Genomic DNA, 18,665 nt, shown 5'->3' with positions numbered 1-18,665 from the left:
AGGATTCTCGTGGCGACCATTCTGATCACCGGATTCGCTGGAGGCCTCGCCCGCCGTGTCGCGCGCCGCCTCCTCGACGCAGGCCACGCCGTTGTCGGCGTCGATTACCGCGACGCCCCCGCCATGGACGGCGTGACCCTCTACCGCGCCAGCTACGACAAGACGGCCATCGAGGATGTCTTCCGCAAGCACGCCTTCTCCGCGGTCCTCCACCTCGGCCGCGTCGGCAACCTCTCCAAGCAGGTCGAGCGCCGCTTCGAGCTCAACGTCCTCGGCACGCAGAAGATCCTCACCCTCTGCCGTGCCCACGGCGTCGCCACCCTGGTCGTGCTCTCCACCTTCCACATCTACGGCGCCCACCCCCGCAACCACACCCCCATCTCCGAGCAGGATCCCCTCCGCGCCGGCTACGACTTCCCCCAGATCGCCGACGCCATCCAGCTCGACAACATGGCCTCCACCTGGGTCTACCAGTACCCCGAGGTCCGCGTCGTCGTGCTCCGCCCCGTCAACGTCGTGGGCCCGACCATCAAGAACAGCATGAGCACCCTCCTCAGGCTGCCCCGCGTCCCCTACCTCGCCGGCTTCAACCCGATGATGCAGTTCGTCCACGAGGACGACCTCGCCGCCGCCGTCGAGGCCGCGATGCACGGCAGCGCCCGCGGCGTCTTCAACGTCGCCGGCAGCGACGTCATCCCCTGGCGCACCGCGCTCGACCTCGCGGAGCTGAAGACCTTCCCCATCCCCGGGAGCCTGGTCTCGCTCTACCTGCGCACCATCTCCGCGTTCCCCGGCTACCTGGTCAACTTCTTCAAGTACCCCTGCGTCATCACCGATCAGGAGTTCCGGCGCACCTTCGGATGGCAGCCCGTGGTGGGCGCGCGCGAGACCCTCCGCAGCATCACCGGCGCCACGTCCGATCTGGGCTGAGCCTCGCAGGCTCCGGGGTGAGACTTGCAGCTCCGAGGTGAGCCGCGGTGGCACCAGAATTAGGTTCGGAGCAGAATTCTGTAAGCGACCCTCCCAAGCATTTCGATAGCCTCGGAGAATGACAACCAGCCGATCCCGGACAGAGCCAAGGCTCGTCCACAAAACCGCTCTCCTCGTTCTCCCCCTCACAGTCCTCTCCGCCTGCGCGACGCCCGACATCGGGGCGCCCTCAGGGTCCCCGGACGTGGATGACACCTCACCGTCGGCAGCACACACCGACGCCCCCCTCGACCTCGACGCCACCCTGCCGGCGCGCTTCCTCGACACCTCCAGCGACCCTGCCTTCCTCGCTCCCATCCTCTCGCCCGAGTTCGGCCTGGACCAGCCCGTCACCGGCATCGCCTCGGGCTACCAGACCAACCCGGCGGTGGCCTCCGACGGCGACGGTTACCTCGTCGCCTGGACCGACTCGCGCGCCCCCTCGTGGAGCACCTTCGCCACCCGCGTCTCGGCGGACGGCGCGGTGCTCGACTCCCAGGGCATCTTCATCGGCGCCGGCATCTCACCCACCATCGCCTTCGACGGCACGAACTACCTCGTGGTCAACCGGACCGCGACGTTGAACGCCGCGCCCCTCTCATTCCACGGTACGCGGGTCAGCCCCGACGGCGTCGTCCTCGATCCCGGCGGCTTCACCCTCGGCCACGCGGCCGGAGAGTACGCGAAGCACGACGTGGCCTTCGACGGCACGAACTTCGTCGTCACCTGGGGCCAGGTGGCCACCCACCTCGCGCGGGTGAGCCCGGACGGCGTGGTCCTCGACCCGGACGGGATCATCGTCGACGCCTCGGCGTCGGGCTGGCAAAGCGCACCCTCCGTGGCCTCGGACGGCACGAGCTCGCTGGTGGTCTGGGTGGCGAGCGACGAACGCATCCACGGTGCGCGCATCGGCCCTTCGGGCGCGTTGCTCGACCCGACCGCGCTCGTCATCGGGCCGGCAGTGTCGGAACTCTATGGGCAGTCCAACCCGACCGTAACCTTCGACGGCCAGAACTACGTCGTCGCCTGGACCGCCTCCTTGCCGGCTACCGAGAGGTGCGTCGTCATCGCAGCCCGGGTCACGCCCCAGGGGATCGTGCTCGATCCGACGGGCGTCGTCGTCACCGAGGGCTCTGCCTGGGACTCGTCCTTCAACGATCTCAATGCTGCCTTCGACGGGCAGAGCACAGTCTTCACCTGGACCCTCTTCTCCGAGAGTCCCGGGCACTGGATCTACCGCGCGCGGTTCAGCCCTGCAGGTACGGTCCTCGATCCTGGCGGAGTGCTCCTCGACTCGGAGGTCATGCAGAGCAGCGTCGCCAGCAACGGCAGCGGCAGCCTCGTCGCCTGGCTGGATGGCTCCGCCTCCAACGGGCGCGGCAGCAACACCGTCCGCGGCGCGCGCCTCGCGCAGGACGGCAGCCTCCTCGACGCCCCGAGCCTCCCCCTCGCCACCAGCAGCAACGGCCAGCTCTACCCCGCCGTGACGTTCAACGGCGAGAGCCACCTCGTCCTGTGGAGCGACGACCGCAACGACATCAAAAATGGGTCGAGCAACGACATCATCGGCGCCCGCGTCGGCCCCACGGGCGAGGTCTACGACCCTTCGGGCATCGTCATCGGCGCCGGCCCGAGCCTGCAGACCAGTCCCATCGCCGTCTTCGATGGCGCGAGCACCCTCGTCTCCTGGTTGAGCACCTCTCTCGGGGGCGACGGAGACGGGGATGCCTTCTACAATCCCCAGATCGCGCGCCTCACCCCCACCGGACAGATCGTCGGACCGGTGGTGACGCTCCCCTTCCAGACGATCAACGCAGAAGCGCCTCCCGCCCTGGCCTCCAGCGGCAACGGCGCTCTCCTGGTCCTCGCCAGCGGAGAGGCCCTGAAGGGAGTCGCCATCGCGCCATCCGGCACGGTGGGTCCCGTGTTCTCCGTCGAGGCGAGCTTCAATACGGGCTTCAACGACTTCACGGCCCTCGCCTCCGATGGCGACGGCTACCTGCTCGTCTGGGGAGCCGCGGGCGAGGCCTTGTTCGGCGCGCGGCTCACCGCCGACGGACAGACCCTCGATCCGGGTGGTTTCCGGATCACCCCCGTGGGAGCCGCCATCAGGAGCGCGCAGGTCGCGTTCGACGGCGACCATTACCTGGTGGTCTGGGAGGATCGCGCGAGCGGCGGCGACGGCGCCGTCGGCGCGGCGCGCGTGACCCCCTCCGGCACTGTGCTCGACCCGCTGGGCATCGTGGTGACGCCTGCCACCAACGTGCCGCTCGGCGGCTGGAACGGCCCGTACAACGACACCTCGGGCACCCTGCCTGCCGTCACCTGCCAGGCGGGCCACTGCCTGGTCGCCTGGAGGCACCGCGCAGCCTCCGTGCCTTCCGACGCCGTCGACATCCACGCCGCGGTCGTCGATGGCGCGGGCACCGTATCCTCGAGCTGCGTGCTCGCTGACGGCCCTGGCCCCGAGGGTGCCCCTGCCCTCTCGGCGGGCACCGTCGAAGCGCTCGTCGCCTACTCCCGCTTCACCGCAAGCGCCACGACCAGCTCGGAGCGCATCCTGAGCCGCAGGGTCGCCTGGATCCCGTGCACCACCTCGGCCACCTGCCCCTCCGAGGGCACCTGCGACGAGGGCGTCTGTGTAGGGCCCCTCGGCATCGGTGAAGGCGGTGACGGCACCAGATGCAGAGAACCCGTTGACGCCGATCCCGACGCCGGCGGCGGATCCGGATGCAGCGTCCCCGGCACCGGCCTGAGCACCTCTCCCGGAGCCCTCCTGCCCCTCGGCGCCCTCGGCGCCCTTGGACTCCTCGCCGCCCGCCGCCGCCGGATCCTCCGCGACGCCGCCCAGCCTCAGGGCCGGCGCAGGATCCGCTGATTGCCGTAGAACGCATCCACCGCCACGATCACGTCGTTCGGGCTCCGCTCGAACAGCCCTGGCGTGTAGTTCTTGTCGGACCCCGTCCAGATCGCGCTCGTCCCAGACCACGTCTCGAAGTTCGTCGTCGTCTGCACGTACCCCACGTGACACGACCGCAGGTCCGGCGGCGTGCTCGCCGCGTCCGGCGCCCCCGCCTTGTCCTCGTCGGTGCAGAACGCCACCCCCACCGGCCCGTTCCCCACCCGGATCGCGTACGGCGCGTACGCATTGAACCGCCGCCCCGTCCCCGCGTGGATGCGCGCCTGGTACGGCGTGCGCCGCATCGTGTCGTCCCACGTCCGCCCCCCATCCCACGATTGCGTCGCATGAATGACGTTCGCCCGCGCCCCGCCCGACGGGAACGGCTCCACCCCTTCCACCACCGCCATCAGCCGATCGCCCCCGAGCTGCACCACCGTGGGCATCCCCTCGCGCGAGAGCGCCCCCGCGGCCTTCTCCCGCGACACCGTGGTCACCCCGTACGCAGTCCAGGCCCCCGCCGTCCCGGAGCGCCCCTGCATCGCGATCCACTGGTGCCCCGGGTACCCCTTCTGCGCCGCCAGCTCCTCCGAGTCGTAATAGACCTGCAGGTCCCCGTTCCCCCGGATGAACAGGAACGGCGCCCCCACGAACCGCGACACTGGCCCCACCACCGTGCTGTCGTACACCCAGCTATCCCCGTCGTTGTTGCTCCGGGTGATGGTGACCCGGAACTTCCCCGCGCTGTACTCGCGGAAGGCGCAGAACACGGTCGTCGTCCCCGGCACCCGCAGCATGGTCGCGTCCCCGAAATCGACGCTCGGGTTGTTCGCCACCGATCCTCGCCGATACCAGCTTTCCCCCTCGTTGTTGCTGGCCCAGACCTCGATCTCGTGCCCCGAGCTGCGCGGCCCGAGGAGCTGCCCATCCGCGCGCCGGAGGATGCTCCGGATGGGCGCCGCCCCTCCCGCTTGCAGCACCGTCCACCCGGCCCCCGAGAGCGCCTCGTCCTGGTGGGCGACGGGCTCGCCGCTGTGCTCCCCTTCCTCCACGTCCTCCGGCGCGCCCTCCTCGTCGACGGGAGCACACCCGGAGAGCGACGCCACGCACGCCAGCGAGACACAGGTGAGCAGGACGCGGGCGTGGCGGAGGTGCTTGCGGAGAGGGTTCATGGTGCGGCCATGGTACCCACAGGAGTCGCGGCCCTGGCCCCAGCGACGTACGATCGCGCGGGCCGGGAATTTTTCGGGCGCAACCCCGATCCCACATCACCCCTATCCCGCATCGATGAGGCGCCGGTGAGAAATGCACCGCGGGTGCAAGACGGCTCCGGCGCTCCCCGTTCTGCGACGGTGCACCGCGGCCCCATCTCTCTCATGCGCCTCACGGGCCTGATCCTTTCTCTCGCCTGCGCCTCGACCGCGCGCGCTGCCGACGACCCGCAGGCCGTCCCGCAGGCCCCCGAGGGTCCCAAGGCGCCGCTGCAGGTCGCGACCGAACCTCCGCCTCCTCCCGAAGCCCCATCCCCTCCCGAAGCTTCACCCCCTCCCGAACCCCAGCCACCAGCCGCCGTCGCGGTCCCGCCGCCTCATCCCCCGAACCCGGACGCCGTGCGGGTCGCGATGCCCGTGGATCCCCCGCGATCTACCGACCCGAAGCTCATCGGAGGCTGGGGCATCGGTGCCCTGGCGCCGATCGTCTCGGTGGCCCGGGGGAGCGCCCCCTTCTCCTTCACCTGGTTCGGGGTCTCGCTCCTCGCCTACTCGGGACGCGGCTGGCTCCTGCCGCCCCCCAACGAGAGCGGGCACCTCCTGCGGTTCGGGGGGAGGCTCTCCGTGGCCGAGGCCATGCCCCTTACCGCATGGCCGCTCGACGTGGGCGTCGAGTACGGCCAGCGCCTCGCCCTGGGCGCGGACAACCACCTGTACCTCGCGGCTGGACTGCACGGCAGCGCGGCCGTGACCACCCAGCACGAGCTCAACGTGCTGCACCTCCCCGAGGCGAGCTTCGGATACCAGCGTCACGGGCGCGCGGGCCTCGTCGAGATCGGTGGGCTCGGAGGGCTCTCGGTGATCGGAAGGTATGCGGTGGGCACCAAGATCTCCGAGGAAGACGACGGCTCCTACTTCGCCTCGACCCACACGCTGAGGCCCTATGTCGGGGCCCACGCCTCGGTCCTCCGCGCTCCGGTCATGGTCTCCTTGCTGGGGCGCAGAACCTTTCTCTTCGAGGGAGACACCGGCCGCGCGCTCGACCACGTGCAGGGGATGGCCTGCTGGCAAGTCATCCCCGACAAGCGCAGCCTGAGCGTCGGCGGCTGCGTGACGGCGGACGTGTTCCACGGAGAGGTCGTGCGCGTCGCGCCTGCGCCAGGGCCTGGTGGCGAGATGGTTTCGCTCCGCGTCGGGCTCAACGTCACGGTGGCCCAGGTGGTGGGCCCGTAGACGCGAGGAGGCCGCGGAACGGGTAGCTGTAGCGTCAAGCGGCGCCTCTGGCCTCCACCTCCCGCGCGCTCGCGTGGCTGTAGGTGACCGCGAGAATGGACGCGACGATGCAGACCATGCCGACGAGGTGCGGCCAGATGAAGCGCTCGCCCCCGACGGCGTACGAGAGCAGGACGGCGCTCACCGGCATCACCCCGGTGAAGACCGCGGCTGTGCTCCCCGAGACCTTGGAGACGCCCGCGAACCAGATCATGAACTGAAACACCGAGATTCCCACGCCCATGAAGACGATCGCGCTCCAGCTCGTCCAGCCGGGCGCGCTGAAATCGAAGTGGAGCGCCTGGTAGATCGCGAACGGCAAGAACGTGATCAGGCCGAAGATGTTGACGTAGGCGGCGATGGCCAGCGCACTGAGCCGCCCAGAGGCCAGCTTGGCGGCGATCGTGAACAGCGTCTCGCCGATGACGCACCCGAAGATCAATCCGTTGCCGAGCCACGGATCGGGGCCGCGCGCCGAGGAGAAATCGCCGTCAGCGACGTTCAGCACGAGGATCCCGATCATCGTGAGGAGGACGGCCACCACGCCCCAGCCCCCCAGCTTTTCCTTGAGAAAGACCACCGCGACCAACGTCGTGAAGATCGGCACCGTGCTGGTGATGATCCCGCTCTCGGCCGCCGTGGTGTAGCGCAGGCCGAGGAGCAGGAAGACGGTGAACATGAAGATGCCGCCGAACGAGCAAGCGAAGAGCCAACACGCCTCCCTCGCTTGCAACCTCGGGAGCCGGCCCTCGCGGACCAGCAGCATCATCGTCAGGATCGGAGCCGCAATGATGAGCCGCAGCCCGGCGGCGAGGAACACGGGGAACGTGGTGGCGAGAAACTTTCCGGCGACCACGACCCCTCCGCCCATCGCCATGGCCAGCGCGCACTCGAAGTAGGCAATCCAGCGGCTCGTCTTCATGAGAGCTCCGCCCCGCTCGCAGGCGTGCCTTGCGCCGAGCAGCCGCGCAGCACCTCGATCAGGATATCCATCGCAGCGTCCACCGTGACGCGGGTGATGTTCAGGGGCGGGAGGAAGCGCAGCACGCAGTCCTCGCGCCCGCCGAGCTCCAGCAGGAGCCCCCGCTGGAGGAGCGCTTCCTGGAGCCTCGCCGCCGTGGCAGGTGAGCCACGCCCGGTCCGTGGATCGACGATCTCGACGCCGAGCATCAGGCCGAGCCCACGGATGTCACCGACGATGGGCAGCGCGCCGCGGACCGCCTGGAGACGTTCGAGGATGCGCTGGCCCATCGCCACCACATTCTCGAGGACGCGTTCCCGCCGCATCACCTCGATCATCTCCACGCCTGCCGCGAACGCGAGCTGGTTGCCACGAAAAGTGCCGGTATGGGCCCCTGGCCGCCAGACGTCCAGCGCGCGATCGTAGAGGATCGCCGCGACGGGCATCCCGATCCCGCCGAGCGCCTTCGAGAGCACGATGACGTCGGGCTCGATGTCGAAGTGCTCGAAGGCGAGCCACTTGCCCGTACGACCGCAGCCGCTCTGGACCTCGTCGATGACGAGCGGGATGCCTCGCTCCCGGGTGATACGGCGGACCTCCTTGACGAACGCTTCGTGGGCCGGGATCACCCCTCCCTCTCCCTGCACCACTTCCATGATGACCGCCGCCGGGGTCCTCACGCCGCCGTTCTCATCGGCCAGCGTCTTCTCGAGATACTGCACACAGTTGATCGAGCAGGTGGACGGCGCGAGGGAGATCGGGCACCGGTAACAGTGGGCGTAGGGGAAGAAATGGACGCCGGGCATCAGGTTGTGGAGCTGCTCCTTCGGAGGCCGGAGGCCTGTCAGCGCCATCGTGCTCTGCGTGCTGCCATGAAAGCCGCCCTGGAAGCTGATGACATCCGCGCGCCCGGTGGCCGTCTTGCAGAGCTTTATCGCCGCGTCGACCGCGTCGGCCCCCGCGGGTCCGCAGAACTGGATCTTCATCCGGTCGCGCATCCCCGCGGGGAGCATCTCCAGATGCATCCGGGTGAATTCCTCCTTGATGGGTGTGGGGAAGTCCAGCAGGTGGGTGCTCAGGTGGAGCTGCCGTCGGACCGCGTCGACCAGCGCCGGGTGGTTGTGACCGAGCGCGAGCGCGCCCGCTCCGCTCAGGAAATCGATGAAGAGGTTGCCGTCGACGTCCTCCAGATACGCTCCGCTCCCCCGCCGGACGGCGATCTTGAGCTTGCGCGGGTAGGTCCGCGCGCTCGATTCCCGCTGCTCCTGAACCTCGAGCATGGCCCGGGATCTCGGCCCGGGAATCGAGGTGCGGAGCACCGGTCGCCCGTCCTGGGGGACTTCGAGCGGCTCGGGAGAGGCTGCCTCGCGGATCTCGCTCCTCGGCTCAAGCATGATCCCGCCCCCCCTGCGCGCTGGCCCCGCCCGGGCTCACCGCTGCCGACCGCGGCAGGTTCGGCCGCTGCCCCAGGGCGCGTCCGATGGACTCGGCGAGCTTGGCCGAGCGCAGGGACAGCAGGCTGAAGGAGCCGGCGTCGCTGATGCCGTGCGACGCCTCGCACAGACCATTGAGAAAGAGCGGCGGGAGTGACCCGCCTGGATCTCTGGGCGAGACACTGTAGTCGAAGTTCACGTGGAGGACGCCCCGCGCATCGAGCTGGAAGTGGCGCTCCAGCGGCGCGAGCAGGGGTGGCAGGCGCTCCTGGTGCGGCCCGGGGCCGAAGTCCCGGAAGCCAGTGGCGAGAATCACGGCGTCGACCATGCGCTCGTCGCGGTCGCGCCGGTAGCGCCCCTCGGCGGTGATGCGGAGCCGATCGCCTTCGCGCGAGGCGCCCTGAATGACGTGGTTGTTCAGGAGGGTGACCCTTTGCCGGGCGTCGATCTCGTGCTCGTACAGCGTCAGGTAGAGGTCCTTCAGGACGTCCATGTCTGCCGCGGAGTAGTTCAGGTAACGGAGGTCGTCGTTGATCCGCTCCTTGTCCTCGCTGGAGGCCTCATAGAAGGCGGCGACGTGCTCCGGGTGCACGCTGGCCTCCATGAAAGGGCTGGTGTCCTTGAGGCGGAAGCCGAAGTGGCGCAGGTAGCTCACGGGCTCGACGCTCGGGAAGCGATGGCAGAGATCGAGGAGGATCTCCACCGCGCTCTGGCTGGCGCCGATGACCGCGATCTGCGTGGCCCCCCTCTCCACGAGGCGCGCGATCCGGTGGCCGTAGTGGTTCAGATGAAAGACCCGATCCGAGCCGAGCGCCTCGAAGGGCGCCGGGATGTACGGCGTCCTCCCGGTCGCGAGCACCAGGATGCGGCCCCGATACGAGGCCCCTTCCTCCGTCGTCACCAGGTAGCCCTGCGAGCCGGGCGTGGACCCGATCAGCGAGATCTCCCGGACGCGCTGTCGGTAATCGACAATGGAGTCGAACTGACTGGCGGCCCAGCGGATGTACCTGGCGTAATCCTTGCGGAGCGGGTATTCGAGCCCGAGGTTGAAGTGCTTGAAGAGCAGCCCGTTCTCGAACAGGTAATTGATGAACGTGTACCGACTGCGGGGGTTGCGAGGCGTCACCAGGTCAATCGCCGGGTGGTGCTGGATGTTGGCGCGATGAATCATCATTCCGTCCTGCCAATCGGGGGCAGGCTTCGCCTCGACGAACCTCGCCTTCACGCCCGGCAGGACCTCCTCCATTGCGATCGCGAGCGCCAGGTTGCCTGGACCGAAGCCGATCCCGATTACATCGTATTCATTCGACATGGATGTCTCCTCAGTGCCGGAGGGGGTCCAGCCGGCGCGGCGCACGAGCCCGAGGGCCTCGCCGGAACGCTGGATGTCTAGTCGCAGAAGTGCATGATGTCGGCCTTGAGCTTGGCGTACATGTCGAACGCCTCGGACCTGACGACGGCCGCCAGCATCTGCTCGTTACGCCGCTTCGTGGCCTCGCTGAAGCTCAGGTTCCCGGTCTGAAAATAGCGGATCGCGCCGGATGGATCGCGGAGCGGGACGACGGCAGAACGGGCATGGCGGCTCGGGCTGAAGGGGATGTCGAGCCGGCCGTCCGCGAAGGCCCGCACGATCGCCGCGGGGAGGTCGGCCTCGCCGAGCACGGGAGCGACGATTTCCTCCGCCTCGGTGAGGATGGCCGTCACCTCCTCTTCCACCTGATCCTCCGGCACGCTCACCAGCTCGAAGAGCGACGAGGTTGCAGCGCGCGCCATCCAGATCCCCGCGATGTTCGCCTCCACGCTGGGTATCCCGAGCGCCTCCTCGTAGGTCTTGTTGATCAGCTTCGTGGCGCGACCTTTGTGGGCCGTCAGGGCGCCATAGAAGATCGTCGCGTCGGCCGTCTGCCGGACCGACGAGAAGGGTCCCATCCACTCGTGGAAGACCGGGTAGACCTCGACGTCTCCGGGCAGGTGCCGGGCGGCGAGCCGCCGGATGGCGCGCAGCGCTGCCAGGTCCTGGACGAAGTGGCCGCTCTGGCAGGTCGCGATGGACAGGCACTTCACCCCTTCGCGCGCGGCGAGGAGCGCCTCGAGCAGGGTCATGGCGAGCGACAGGGAGGGCGGGATCAGTACCGCAGTGAGTGTCCCGAAGAGCTCCCGGTCCACGAGGATGCCTTCCCGCGCGAGCTCACCGCAGCGCCGGTCCACCTCTTGCCAGCAGCGGAGCGAGTGCGCGAGCGGGACATCCTTGCAGTAGGGCAGGTTGTAACAGATGCCCCCCCCCTCGAAGGCCGTGATGCCGGCGGCGATCGCCACGTCGAAGAGCGCCCGCGGGTCCGGAGAGCCGTGACGGATCTGGAGCGGGGCCCGCAGCGCGGCGTCGAGTTCGCGACCGCGCAGATGGCCATGGCTGACGAGTGGGTAACCGTTCAGCCCCTGCGGATCGACCTCGAGCATGTGGCTGGCGCTCTCGAAGCGGCAGAGGCGCGTGTAGGAGTCGATGGTCAGCGTGAGGATGTCCGCCTGAGCCTCGCCCTCCAGACGTTCGAGCAGGCGCCTCATGGCCTCGTGGCCACCCACGCCGCAGCGCGGCTGGATCAGCAGGCGTCCCTCGCCATCGGCGCGGCGGAGCACGTCGCGCACCGTGGGCTTGCCGAGGGACCGGAGATGACCGATCACCTCGTCCCACGGCGGCGTGTCGACACCGGGCGCGCTCCCGGTGGCGTGACGCTGGCGGTGCGCTCCGCTCCCGTTCGCCCTCGGGGGCACGGGGAGGAGGTGCTCCGCGACCGTGGCGGCGCTGGGGACCGGAGCGGGGGCGACGGACTCCGCCGGTGGCGGCGTCGGAAAGAGCCGGTCGTGGAGGGCCTGCCCGAAGGCAATGGCGTCCTCCTCGCGCACCACGTCGCGGCGCGGCGCGGCGCCCTGCTCGAACGTGCTCACCAGCCGCAGGCCCGACGCGGCGGCCTGGATGCCGTGCTCGGCGAGGAAGCGCACGGCGTCGAAGAAGCCGCAGGTGACCACGAGGCGACGCGGCGCCTCGGCGCCGAGCATCACCACCGGCACCTTGGCAGCCTGGAGACAGGCGCGCGCGCGCTCCAGCGCGTCGAGCGTCTCGACGTCGAGGACGAGGCTCCTCTGATCCACGACGACCGACCGCGGCTCCGGGCCGTCGCCGATGATCGTCCCGATGCGGTAGTCCCCGCGGTTGAGGCGGCAGACGATGCGCACGCCGCGCCGCGACGCCTCCGCGACCGCACCATGGTGCAGGACCTTGGCCCCGGAGAGGGACAGATCGATCACGCCCTGATAGGAGACCCGCTCGATGAGGCGCACGCCGCGGAGGAGGTTGGGATCGGCGCTGTAGACGCCGCAGACGTCCGAGTAGATCTCGCACCCGTCGAGCCCGAGCGTCGCGGCGACCACGACCGCGGTGAGGTCCGAGCTGTTCTTGCCGAGCATGGTGGGTCGGACCTGAGCGTCGACGGCTTGCCCGCCGGGGACCACCACCACATCCGCCGCTTCCAGGGCACGCCGGAGGGGGCGGGCGTCGATGCTCTGGATGCTCGCGCGCGTGAAGTTGTCGTCCGTGACCACGCCGAGCTGGGAGCCGGCGAGCGACGTCGCACGAAGCCCCGCCTCCTCGGCGGCGACGCGCAGGAGACCTGCCCCGAGCGTGTCTGCCAGGGGCAAGAGGGCGTCCAGCGCCTCGCGCGAGGGTGCGGGATGCAGCCCCTGGGCGAGACCGCGGAGCCGCTCGGTGAGGCCTGCCATCGCGCTCGCCACGAGGACGATCTTGTCGGCATCACCCGCGAGGCGCGCCTCCAGGTGGCCGGCGACGCGCCGGTAATCTTCGAGATCCACGAACGAGGATCCCCCGAACTTGAGCACCAGGATGCGCATGCTCAGAGCAGGTCGTGGGCAATCGCCATCTCGGCGATCTGGAGGGCGTTGAGGGCGGCGCCGATGCGGAGGTTGTCCGTCACCAGCCAGAGCCAGCCGGCGTGAGGGTTGTCAGGGACGACCCGGATCCTCCCGACGTGGACCCGGTCCGGATCGGGCAGGAACCGGGGAGTCGGGAACCCCGCCGCGCCCTCGCCGTCATGCACGACGATCTCCGGAGCGCCGCGGAGGATCTCCACGATCTCCGCGCGGTCGAGGGGCGCCTCGCACTCGAAGTAGACGGCCTCGGAGTGCCCGTTGAAGACGGGCACGCGCACCGCCGTGGCGCTCACCAGGAGATCGTCGCGCCCCAGGATCTTGCGCGACTCCTGGACGATCTTCTGCTCCTCCAGCGTGAACCCGCTGCCCTGCATCACGTCGATGCTCGGGACGACGTTGAAGGCGAGCGGCACCTTGAAGCGCCCCGAGCTCGGCTCCACCCGCTCCTCCGAGAGCGATGCGCGCGCGCCGCTCCGCAGCTCCTCCATCCCCGTCAAGCCAGCTCCGGAGGCCGCCTGGTACGTGCTGACGACGATCTTCCGCACCCCGTAGCGGCGGTCCAGGGGGGCGAGGGCGCGCACCACCGGGATCGTCGCGCAGTTGGGGTTGGCGACGATCCCATCCTCCGGCCGGCGCCGCAGCAGGTCGCCGTTGACCTGCGGGACGACGAGCGGAGTCCGCGGGTCCATCCGGAACGCGCTGGTGTTGTCGATGACGAGGGCTCCTTGCTTCGCGGCGGCCCTGGCCCATTGCAGGCTCACCGCGCTCCCCGCGGAGAAAAAGGCCAGGTCGATCCCCGAGAAGTCGAAGCGCTCGAGAGCCTCGACCTGATACGTCTCGCCCCGCGCCACGATCGTCCGGCCGGCCGATCGCGCGGACGCCACGAGCGAGAGGGCATCGAACGCGAGCTGGCGCTCCGAAAAGAGCGCGAGCAGCGTCTCTCCGACTGCGCCGGTCGCGCCGACGACGGCGATGCGCAGCGCGCTCCTGCTCATCGCGCCCCCCCGGCCGCGACGCGGATCGGGGCGGCGGCCCTCTGCTGATCGCGCAGCCGGAGCAGGTGCTGCCCGAGCTGCTCGGGGGACTCCAGGATCATCGTCACCCCCACCTCCTGCAGGTCGGCTTCGAGGCCGTCGCGCTTCCGGCTCCCCACCGAGAGGTTGCCGCCGAGGATCACCGGGCAGCGCACCTGATGGCGCTGCTTCAGCAGCTTGAGCTCGCGCAGATCCTGCAGGGCATGTCCGTTCATGCTCCCGATGGCGATGGCGAGGGCGTCGCGGTGCTCGTCGTAGGCGCCCATGAACTCGGAGACGGGCGTGCAGACACCGAGGTTGATCACCTGAAAGCCGAGCCCGCGCAGGTAGTGCGCGATCAGGTGATTGGCGACCGCGTGCGCGTCGCTGGCCGCGACGCCCAGAATGACCTTGCCGGCGTCCGGTACAATGGCTGCGTGGGTGGGGGGGAGCTTGGACACGGGAGACTCCTTGTCGTCGAGGGAGGTTCAGGGCTCTGTGCTGTGGATCGAAGGGTGCGCGGCGAGCGCGGAGTTCCGGAGATCGCCGCCAGCCGCGGCCGGGAGCCGCGCCAGCGCGTCGAAGACATGCTGGATGGCCACGTGCAGACCCCAGACGTCCCTGTACTCCGGCCAGCCGCCGTGGCCCGCGTCGACGTCGGACTGGCGCGCGTATGTCGCCTGAGGCCAGTCCATGGTCCCCGGGTGACGGTGATGAAAGTCGTGCTGGGGCGCGTCGCCCGCCAGTACGAGAAAGCGCACGGGGAGGTGATAGAAGAACATCACCGCCGTCCACCGGATCCAGGCAATCACCCGCGCGCCTGCGGGCAATCCCGCCTCGGGCAAGGGGCTGGCGCAGAATCGCCCCCAGCAGCGCCTGGCGACGAATTCACGCGGGGTCTCGCCAGGCACCGGCGCGAGGAACCAGGCGTGCTCGGTGAGCAGCTCGAGGAAGGCGCTCTGGTGGTACAGAAAGAAGACCGGCACGGCGAAGGCCACGAGCCACACCTTCCACATCCCCTCGACGAGCAGGATGAGGCAAAGCCACGCGCCCAGGTACCCCCACCCCGCGATCCGCCGCGCTCCGCGCGTGGAGAACAGGTTGTACTTGAACCGGGAGTGGAGATACGACCCGTGGAAGTACGGCGAGAACATCGTCTTCAGCGTATTGACCCAGAGCGACCGCCTGGAGAGGCCGGCGCGAAAGCCGAAGCGCCGGATGAAGATGACGACCGGATCCTGATCCGTCGTGAAGCTCCTGGGGCCGTGGTGAAGCTTGTGATGGTCGTGGCGGTAACTCACGACGTCCTGAGAGACGAGGAGGACAGAGAGGCACTCGCCGACGAACCGGTCGACCTTCGCGTTGCCCGTGAAGCGGTGATGGCCACACTGGTGCACGAGCACCAGGGCCATGTTGCGGCTCCCGTTCAGGCACAGCCCCCAGCCCAGGAGCACCCAGAGCGCCGGGGCGGGCAGCGCGCCCACGACGGCGAGGGTGCTCATTGCGAAACCGGCGCCGAAGGTGAGCACCGTCCGGAAGAGATAGCCCCACGGACCCACCGGGAAGCGCGGCTTTTGCCCCGGCAATGCCTTCCCTGTCAACCATGTCCAGAAGCCCTGGGTGAATGCAGGGAATCGCTGCAGGGCCTCTCGCACGTCCGGTTGGCTCATCGTCTTGTCCCTCCAGGGCCTCGAAATGCAGCAGCCCGTCCGCGCCCACGCGGAGGCCCATGGCCGAGCGGCGGCGCGTTCGTCCGGCGCGACGTTCGACCTTCACGGACAACTACGCTAACCGGAGCGTCGCCTCGTCGGATTCACCGCCGCTCGGCGCGGGGGAGCGACGCCCCGAGAGGAGCCTCGGTCGGTGTCAACGTCCGTGTCGCCAGCGGCGCAGGTTCGATTGCGGTGCCGTGCAGCGCGTGGCCCTCGACGCGCAGCCGCCCCCTGCGAAGGAGGACCGGGCCGGCGGGGGCCCATCTCCGCGTGCTGCGAGCCCAGCGCCCCGGGTGCTCCTGTCGCGCGCGGTCGTACACGCGCTGGCGATGCGCGAGCAAGGGCACCTCGCGTCCATGGTGCCTCTGGTCCGGGGTCACGAACTGGATCCCGCCGTGCAGGTGCTCTCGGTTGTACCAATCCACGAAGTCGGCCACCCACGCGCGGGCCTCCGCGAGCGAACGGAACGCCTTGCCGGGGTACATCGGCTGGCGCTTGAGGGTGCGAAAGAGCGCCTCCGAGAAGGGGTTGTCATCGCACACCCGGGGCCTGCTGAACGAAGGAACGATCCCCAGGTCTCGCAGGGTGGCGAGCATCGTCGATCCCTTCATGGGACCGCCATTGTCGGAGTGTAATACCAGGCCACGCGGCGCGACGCCGGCCTCCTCGCACGCCCGGCGAATGAACGCCGAGGCGAGTTCCATGGATTCGGCGGTGCTCACTTGCCAGCCCATGATGCGGCGGCTCCAGACGTCCACGACCATGTAGAGGTAGAGCAAGCCCTCTCGCGCTGGCCCCTTCATGTAGCTGATGTCCCAGCTCCACACCTGGTTGGGCCCCAGCGCGAGGATGCCGCTGACGCACGGCGCCTGCCGTTCCAGACCGGCACCTGCGCAGCCAGCGTGGCCCGCGGAGCGGCGCGTTCTTCGGAGGAGCCTGTAGATGGTCGACTCCGAGGCCAGATACACCCCCTTGTCGGCGAGCCTCGGGACGATCTGCCTGGGGGAGAGGCCCCTGTAATCGTCGGAGGTGACCAGCGCCAGCACCTGCCGGCGCTCGTCTTCGGAGAGGCGGTTGGCCGGCGGGGTTCGCCGCGCTGCGCGCCGATCTCCGCGCAGGTCCGGTGTTCGCCAGCGCTGGATGGTCCGGGCCGACAGTTCGAGCAGGTGACATGCGGCCCCGAGGCGCGCTCCACCCATGACGGCCTCGTCGACGAGGGCGAGCACGGACTCCCGCAGGGCGGGCCCGTGAAATCTCCCCCGTCCTCCCAGCGCCAGCCCCCGCCTCTTCCGGGACAGCGAGAGCAATGCCGACGCCTCTGCGAGCGCCTTCTCTTTCCGGCGCAGCTCCCGCTTCAGCGCCGCGGCTTCCCTCTTCAAAGCGGCCCACGCGCTGGAGCCTGCCCCGTCGAAACGCGGCCTTCCTTTCGAGCTTCCCGCGCTGGGGTCCATGGGGGTCCTCCGTGTCGACGCGGAGCCGTCCGACCCGCGGCTACTTTCCGGGCGGCCAGTATCTCCAGGCGTAGTTGAGCAGGTGGAGCCGGCTGTTCAGGTCCGCGAGCTCCGGCGTCTCCGCTGGCTCCAGCTCGCGCACGACGATGAGGCCGATGTTGATACGCCCTTGCTGCTCCGGCGTCGGATCGCCCTGCGCCGACCAGAAGGTCATCGCCCGGAGCTGCTCCTGGATCCCGCGCCAGCACGGGTGAGTGGGCTCGCGCTTGACGAGATCGTCGAGTTCGGCGCTCGTCTCGGCCAGCATCCGGAAGAATTCCTCGCGGCTCGCGATCAGCGGTCTGGCCATGATCTCCTCTCAGGGACCTCCGTCGAGCAACCCGCCGCCGAAGCCCGTGCCCACCCCGCCCGCGGGGATGCTGGGGGGCGTGAAGGCCCCGTCGCCGCGCACGGGGAGGCCGCCCGAGCTCCCCCCGGGGAGGGTGGTGCGGCCCGGCTGCAGCAGGCCGGGGCTCGCGGGCACCTGACCCCCGACCGGCCGCATGGAGCCGCTGTTGCCGATCATGATCTGCTGACCGCCACCCCCGGAGTGCTGGGCCACGGGGGCTCCCGTCGGGCTCTTCGTGCTCCAGGTGTCGATCTTGGGCGAGGACCTGCTCACCAGCACCTGCGTGCCCGCGGGGACCTCGTAGTTCTGGATCACCTTCGGCGCGGCGGTGCTGGTCCCTCGGTTGTAGCCCATCGGGCCGATGCCGAGCCGGTCCGCGGGCGTGTTCTGCCCGGCGATGTAGTTGCCCCGAGGACCGCCCGGGTGCTGGTACTGGCCGAACACGGTGGGCCTGTCGATGGTCCGCACGGCCACTGGCCTGGTGAAGTCGATGCCGCTCATGTGCGAGTCGATGTCCGCCGCGCTCCTGCCGGCGAAGTCTGGGGACTTCGTGTAGTACTCGCGCGCCACGTTCTGGCGCGCCTGGATGTGCGCGGGCGTCGCGCCTGGCATCCGCGCCAGCGTCGCCTGCGGGAGCCGCGCTTCCAGGGCACCGCCGCCCTTCGCGCCGAAGGCGCCGCCCACCATCGAGCCGAGGAAGCTTCCCGCGGTCTCGCCGATGACCCTGCCCTTCTCGCCGAAGATCCCGCCGATGGCCCCGCCGAGCTTGCCGCCGACCCACCCGCCCGCGAACCCGCCTGCGATCCCGCCCAGCGCCGCGCCGAGGCCCACGGTGAGGATCGCGCCGCCCGTGGCGATGGCCGCGCCGACCCACATCGCCACCTGGAGCGTGGTCACCAGCCAGCCCGGGACCTCGGGCTCCATGTCCAGGTACGTCCCCGTGGGGCCGCCGAAGAAGACGTCGGGCTGACCTTCCCGGATGGGCCCTGAGCACTCCGTCTTGTCCGTGCGCCGCGCTGCGGGCGCCTGGTTGATGAAGACATCAACGCTGCCCTGGGCGATGAGCTTGTCGTCGTGGTCCTCGCAGGCGACCTTGTCGATCGTGGCCCGGGCCGCCTTGCGCATGCCCGTCCCCAGGAAGGTGTTGGGGGAGCCGGTACTGATCGGCCCCTTGGGATCGGACTCGAACATCGAGCCGATCTTCATCCCCGCCAGACCACCCCCGGCCGTGCCCGCGATCAGCCCGCCGATGACGACCGCCGCGGCCCCGCCGGTCGCCACCGTGGCCCCGGCGGCGAGCAGGATCGCTCCCGTCACCAGGAACCCCACGGCGAGGCCCACGAGCAGCCCTTTCATGGCGCTCGTATGGCCGATTTCGTCGCCGAGCCGGGCTGCCTCGAGCGCTGACATGCCC

General features: G+C 69.7%; 14 protein-coding genes. 3 read left to right on the top strand and 11 right to left on the bottom strand.

The annotated features are described in order from the left end of the window. Positions 1-9: 9 nt before the first annotated feature. Positions 10-930: an NAD-dependent epimerase/dehydratase family protein gene (locus CAP_RS16600; RefSeq protein WP_052375393.1), complete on the top strand. Its 921-nt coding sequence runs from the start codon at positions 10-12 to the stop codon at positions 928-930. A gap of 244 nt (positions 931-1,174) precedes the next feature. Next, on the top strand, positions 1,175-3,847 hold the full coding sequence (locus CAP_RS16595) for a hypothetical protein (RefSeq protein ID WP_044241702.1): 2,673 nt from the start codon (positions 1,175-1,177) through the stop codon (positions 3,845-3,847). Here CAP_RS16595 and CAP_RS16590 read toward each other — a convergent pair. Beyond that, positions 3,823-5,040: a hypothetical protein gene (locus CAP_RS16590; protein ID WP_044241701.1), complete on the bottom strand. Its 1,218-nt coding sequence runs from the start codon at positions 5,038-5,040 to the stop codon at positions 3,823-3,825. The two genes, CAP_RS16595 and CAP_RS16590, sit on opposite strands and share 25 nt — an antisense overlap. Positions 5,041-5,244: 204 nt before the next feature. Between CAP_RS16590 and CAP_RS16585 the strand changes: the two genes are divergently transcribed. Further along, on the top strand, positions 5,245-6,312 hold the full coding sequence (locus tag CAP_RS16585; RefSeq protein ID WP_197041205.1) for a hypothetical protein: 1,068 nt from the start codon (positions 5,245-5,247) through the stop codon (positions 6,310-6,312). Positions 6,313-6,346: 34 nt separating this feature from the next. Here the strand turns inward: CAP_RS16585 and CAP_RS16580 are convergent, their stop codons facing one another. From CAP_RS16580 to CAP_RS16535, 10 genes are all read right to left on the bottom strand, one after another. Then, positions 6,347-7,273, bottom strand: a complete 927-nt coding sequence (locus CAP_RS16580) for a DMT family transporter (protein WP_044241696.1) — start codon at positions 7,271-7,273, stop codon at positions 6,347-6,349. Further along, positions 7,270-8,706, bottom strand: coding sequence for a diaminobutyrate--2-oxoglutarate transaminase family protein (locus CAP_RS16575; protein WP_081864956.1), 1,437 nt, complete (start codon positions 8,704-8,706; stop codon positions 7,270-7,272). The genes CAP_RS16580 and CAP_RS16575 overlap by 4 nt, the downstream gene beginning before the upstream one ends. After that, a complete protein-coding gene (locus CAP_RS16570; protein WP_063748707.1) occupies positions 8,699-10,057 on the bottom strand; it encodes a lysine N(6)-hydroxylase/L-ornithine N(5)-oxygenase family protein in 1,359 nt (452 codons plus the stop codon). Before CAP_RS16570 ends, CAP_RS16575 begins: the two co-directional genes overlap by 8 nt. 77 nt (positions 10,058-10,134) lie before the next feature. Continuing rightward, positions 10,135-12,648 carry an amino acid kinase family protein gene (locus CAP_RS53670; protein WP_231511522.1) on the bottom strand — a complete coding sequence of 838 codons (2,514 nt, stop codon included), beginning with the start codon at positions 12,646-12,648 and terminating at the stop codon, positions 10,135-10,137. Between the two features lie 2 nt (positions 12,649-12,650). Then, positions 12,651-13,682 carry an aspartate-semialdehyde dehydrogenase gene (locus CAP_RS16560; protein ID WP_044241695.1) on the bottom strand — a complete coding sequence of 344 codons (1,032 nt, stop codon included), beginning with the start codon at positions 13,680-13,682 and terminating at the stop codon, positions 12,651-12,653. Then, positions 13,679-14,161 (bottom strand): cobalamin-dependent protein, encoded by a 483-nt coding sequence (locus tag CAP_RS16555; protein ID WP_231511521.1) that lies wholly within the window; start codon positions 14,159-14,161, stop codon positions 13,679-13,681. The genes CAP_RS16560 and CAP_RS16555 overlap by 4 nt, the downstream gene beginning before the upstream one ends. 27 nt (positions 14,162-14,188) lie before the next feature. Beyond that, the gene (locus CAP_RS16550) at positions 14,189-15,370 is read right to left on the bottom strand and encodes a fatty acid desaturase (protein ID WP_081864955.1); all 1,182 of its coding nucleotides are present in this window, start codon (positions 15,368-15,370) and stop codon (positions 14,189-14,191) included. A gap of 143 nt (positions 15,371-15,513) precedes the next feature. Beyond that, positions 15,514-16,863 carry an IS3 family transposase gene (locus CAP_RS16545; protein ID WP_063748706.1) on the bottom strand — a complete coding sequence of 450 codons (1,350 nt, stop codon included), beginning with the start codon at positions 16,861-16,863 and terminating at the stop codon, positions 15,514-15,516. A gap of 40 nt (positions 16,864-16,903) precedes the next feature. Next, entirely contained in the window at positions 16,904-17,212 is a 309-nt protein-coding gene (locus tag CAP_RS16540) for an immunity protein Tsi6 family protein (RefSeq protein WP_044241694.1), read from the bottom strand. Positions 17,213-17,221: 9 nt separating this feature from the next. Further along, positions 17,222-18,661, bottom strand: a complete 1,440-nt coding sequence (locus tag CAP_RS16535; RefSeq protein WP_044241691.1) for a polymorphic toxin type 46 domain-containing protein — start codon at positions 18,659-18,661, stop codon at positions 17,222-17,224. Positions 18,662-18,665: the final 4 nt, after the last annotated feature.

The organism is Chondromyces apiculatus DSM 436 (assembly GCF_000601485.1).
GTDB classification, from domain to species: Bacteria; Myxococcota_A; Polyangia; order Polyangiales; family Polyangiaceae; genus Chondromyces; species Chondromyces apiculatus.
The sequence above is the reverse complement of the archived record's forward strand: the minus strand, read 5'-3'. Positions and strand labels throughout refer to the sequence as shown.

Excerpts from the sequence above, each read along its gene's own strand:
- CAP_RS16590 (WP_044241701.1), bottom strand. The coding sequence starts at position 5,040 with ATGAACCCTCTCCGCAAGCACCTCCGCCACGCCCGCGTCCTGCTCACC.
- CAP_RS16585 (WP_197041205.1), top strand. The coding sequence starts at position 5,245 with ATGCGCCTCACGGGCCTGATCCTTTCTCTCGCCTGCGCCTCGACCGCG.
- CAP_RS16580 (WP_044241696.1), bottom strand. The coding sequence starts at position 7,273 with ATGAAGACGAGCCGCTGGATTGCCTACTTCGAGTGCGCGCTGGCCATG.
- CAP_RS16575 (WP_081864956.1), bottom strand. The coding sequence starts at position 8,706 with ATGCTTGAGCCGAGGAGCGAGATCCGCGAGGCAGCCTCTCCCGAGCCG.
- CAP_RS16570 (WP_063748707.1), bottom strand. The coding sequence starts at position 10,057 with ATGTCGAATGAATACGATGTAATCGGGATCGGCTTCGGTCCAGGCAAC.
- CAP_RS53670 (WP_231511522.1), bottom strand. The coding sequence starts at position 12,648 with ATGCGCATCCTGGTGCTCAAGTTCGGGGGATCCTCGTTCGTGGATCTC.
- CAP_RS16560 (WP_044241695.1), bottom strand. The coding sequence starts at position 13,682 with ATGAGCAGGAGCGCGCTGCGCATCGCCGTCGTCGGCGCGACCGGCGCA.
- CAP_RS16550 (WP_081864955.1), bottom strand. The coding sequence starts at position 15,370 with ATGAGCCAACCGGACGTGCGAGAGGCCCTGCAGCGATTCCCTGCATTC.
- CAP_RS16545 (WP_063748706.1), bottom strand. The coding sequence starts at position 16,863 with ATGGACCCCAGCGCGGGAAGCTCGAAAGGAAGGCCGCGTTTCGACGGG.
- CAP_RS16540 (WP_044241694.1), bottom strand. The coding sequence starts at position 17,212 with ATGGCCAGACCGCTGATCGCGAGCCGCGAGGAATTCTTCCGGATGCTG.
- CAP_RS16535 (WP_044241691.1), bottom strand. The coding sequence starts at position 18,661 with ATGTCAGCGCTCGAGGCAGCCCGGCTCGGCGACGAAATCGGCCATACG.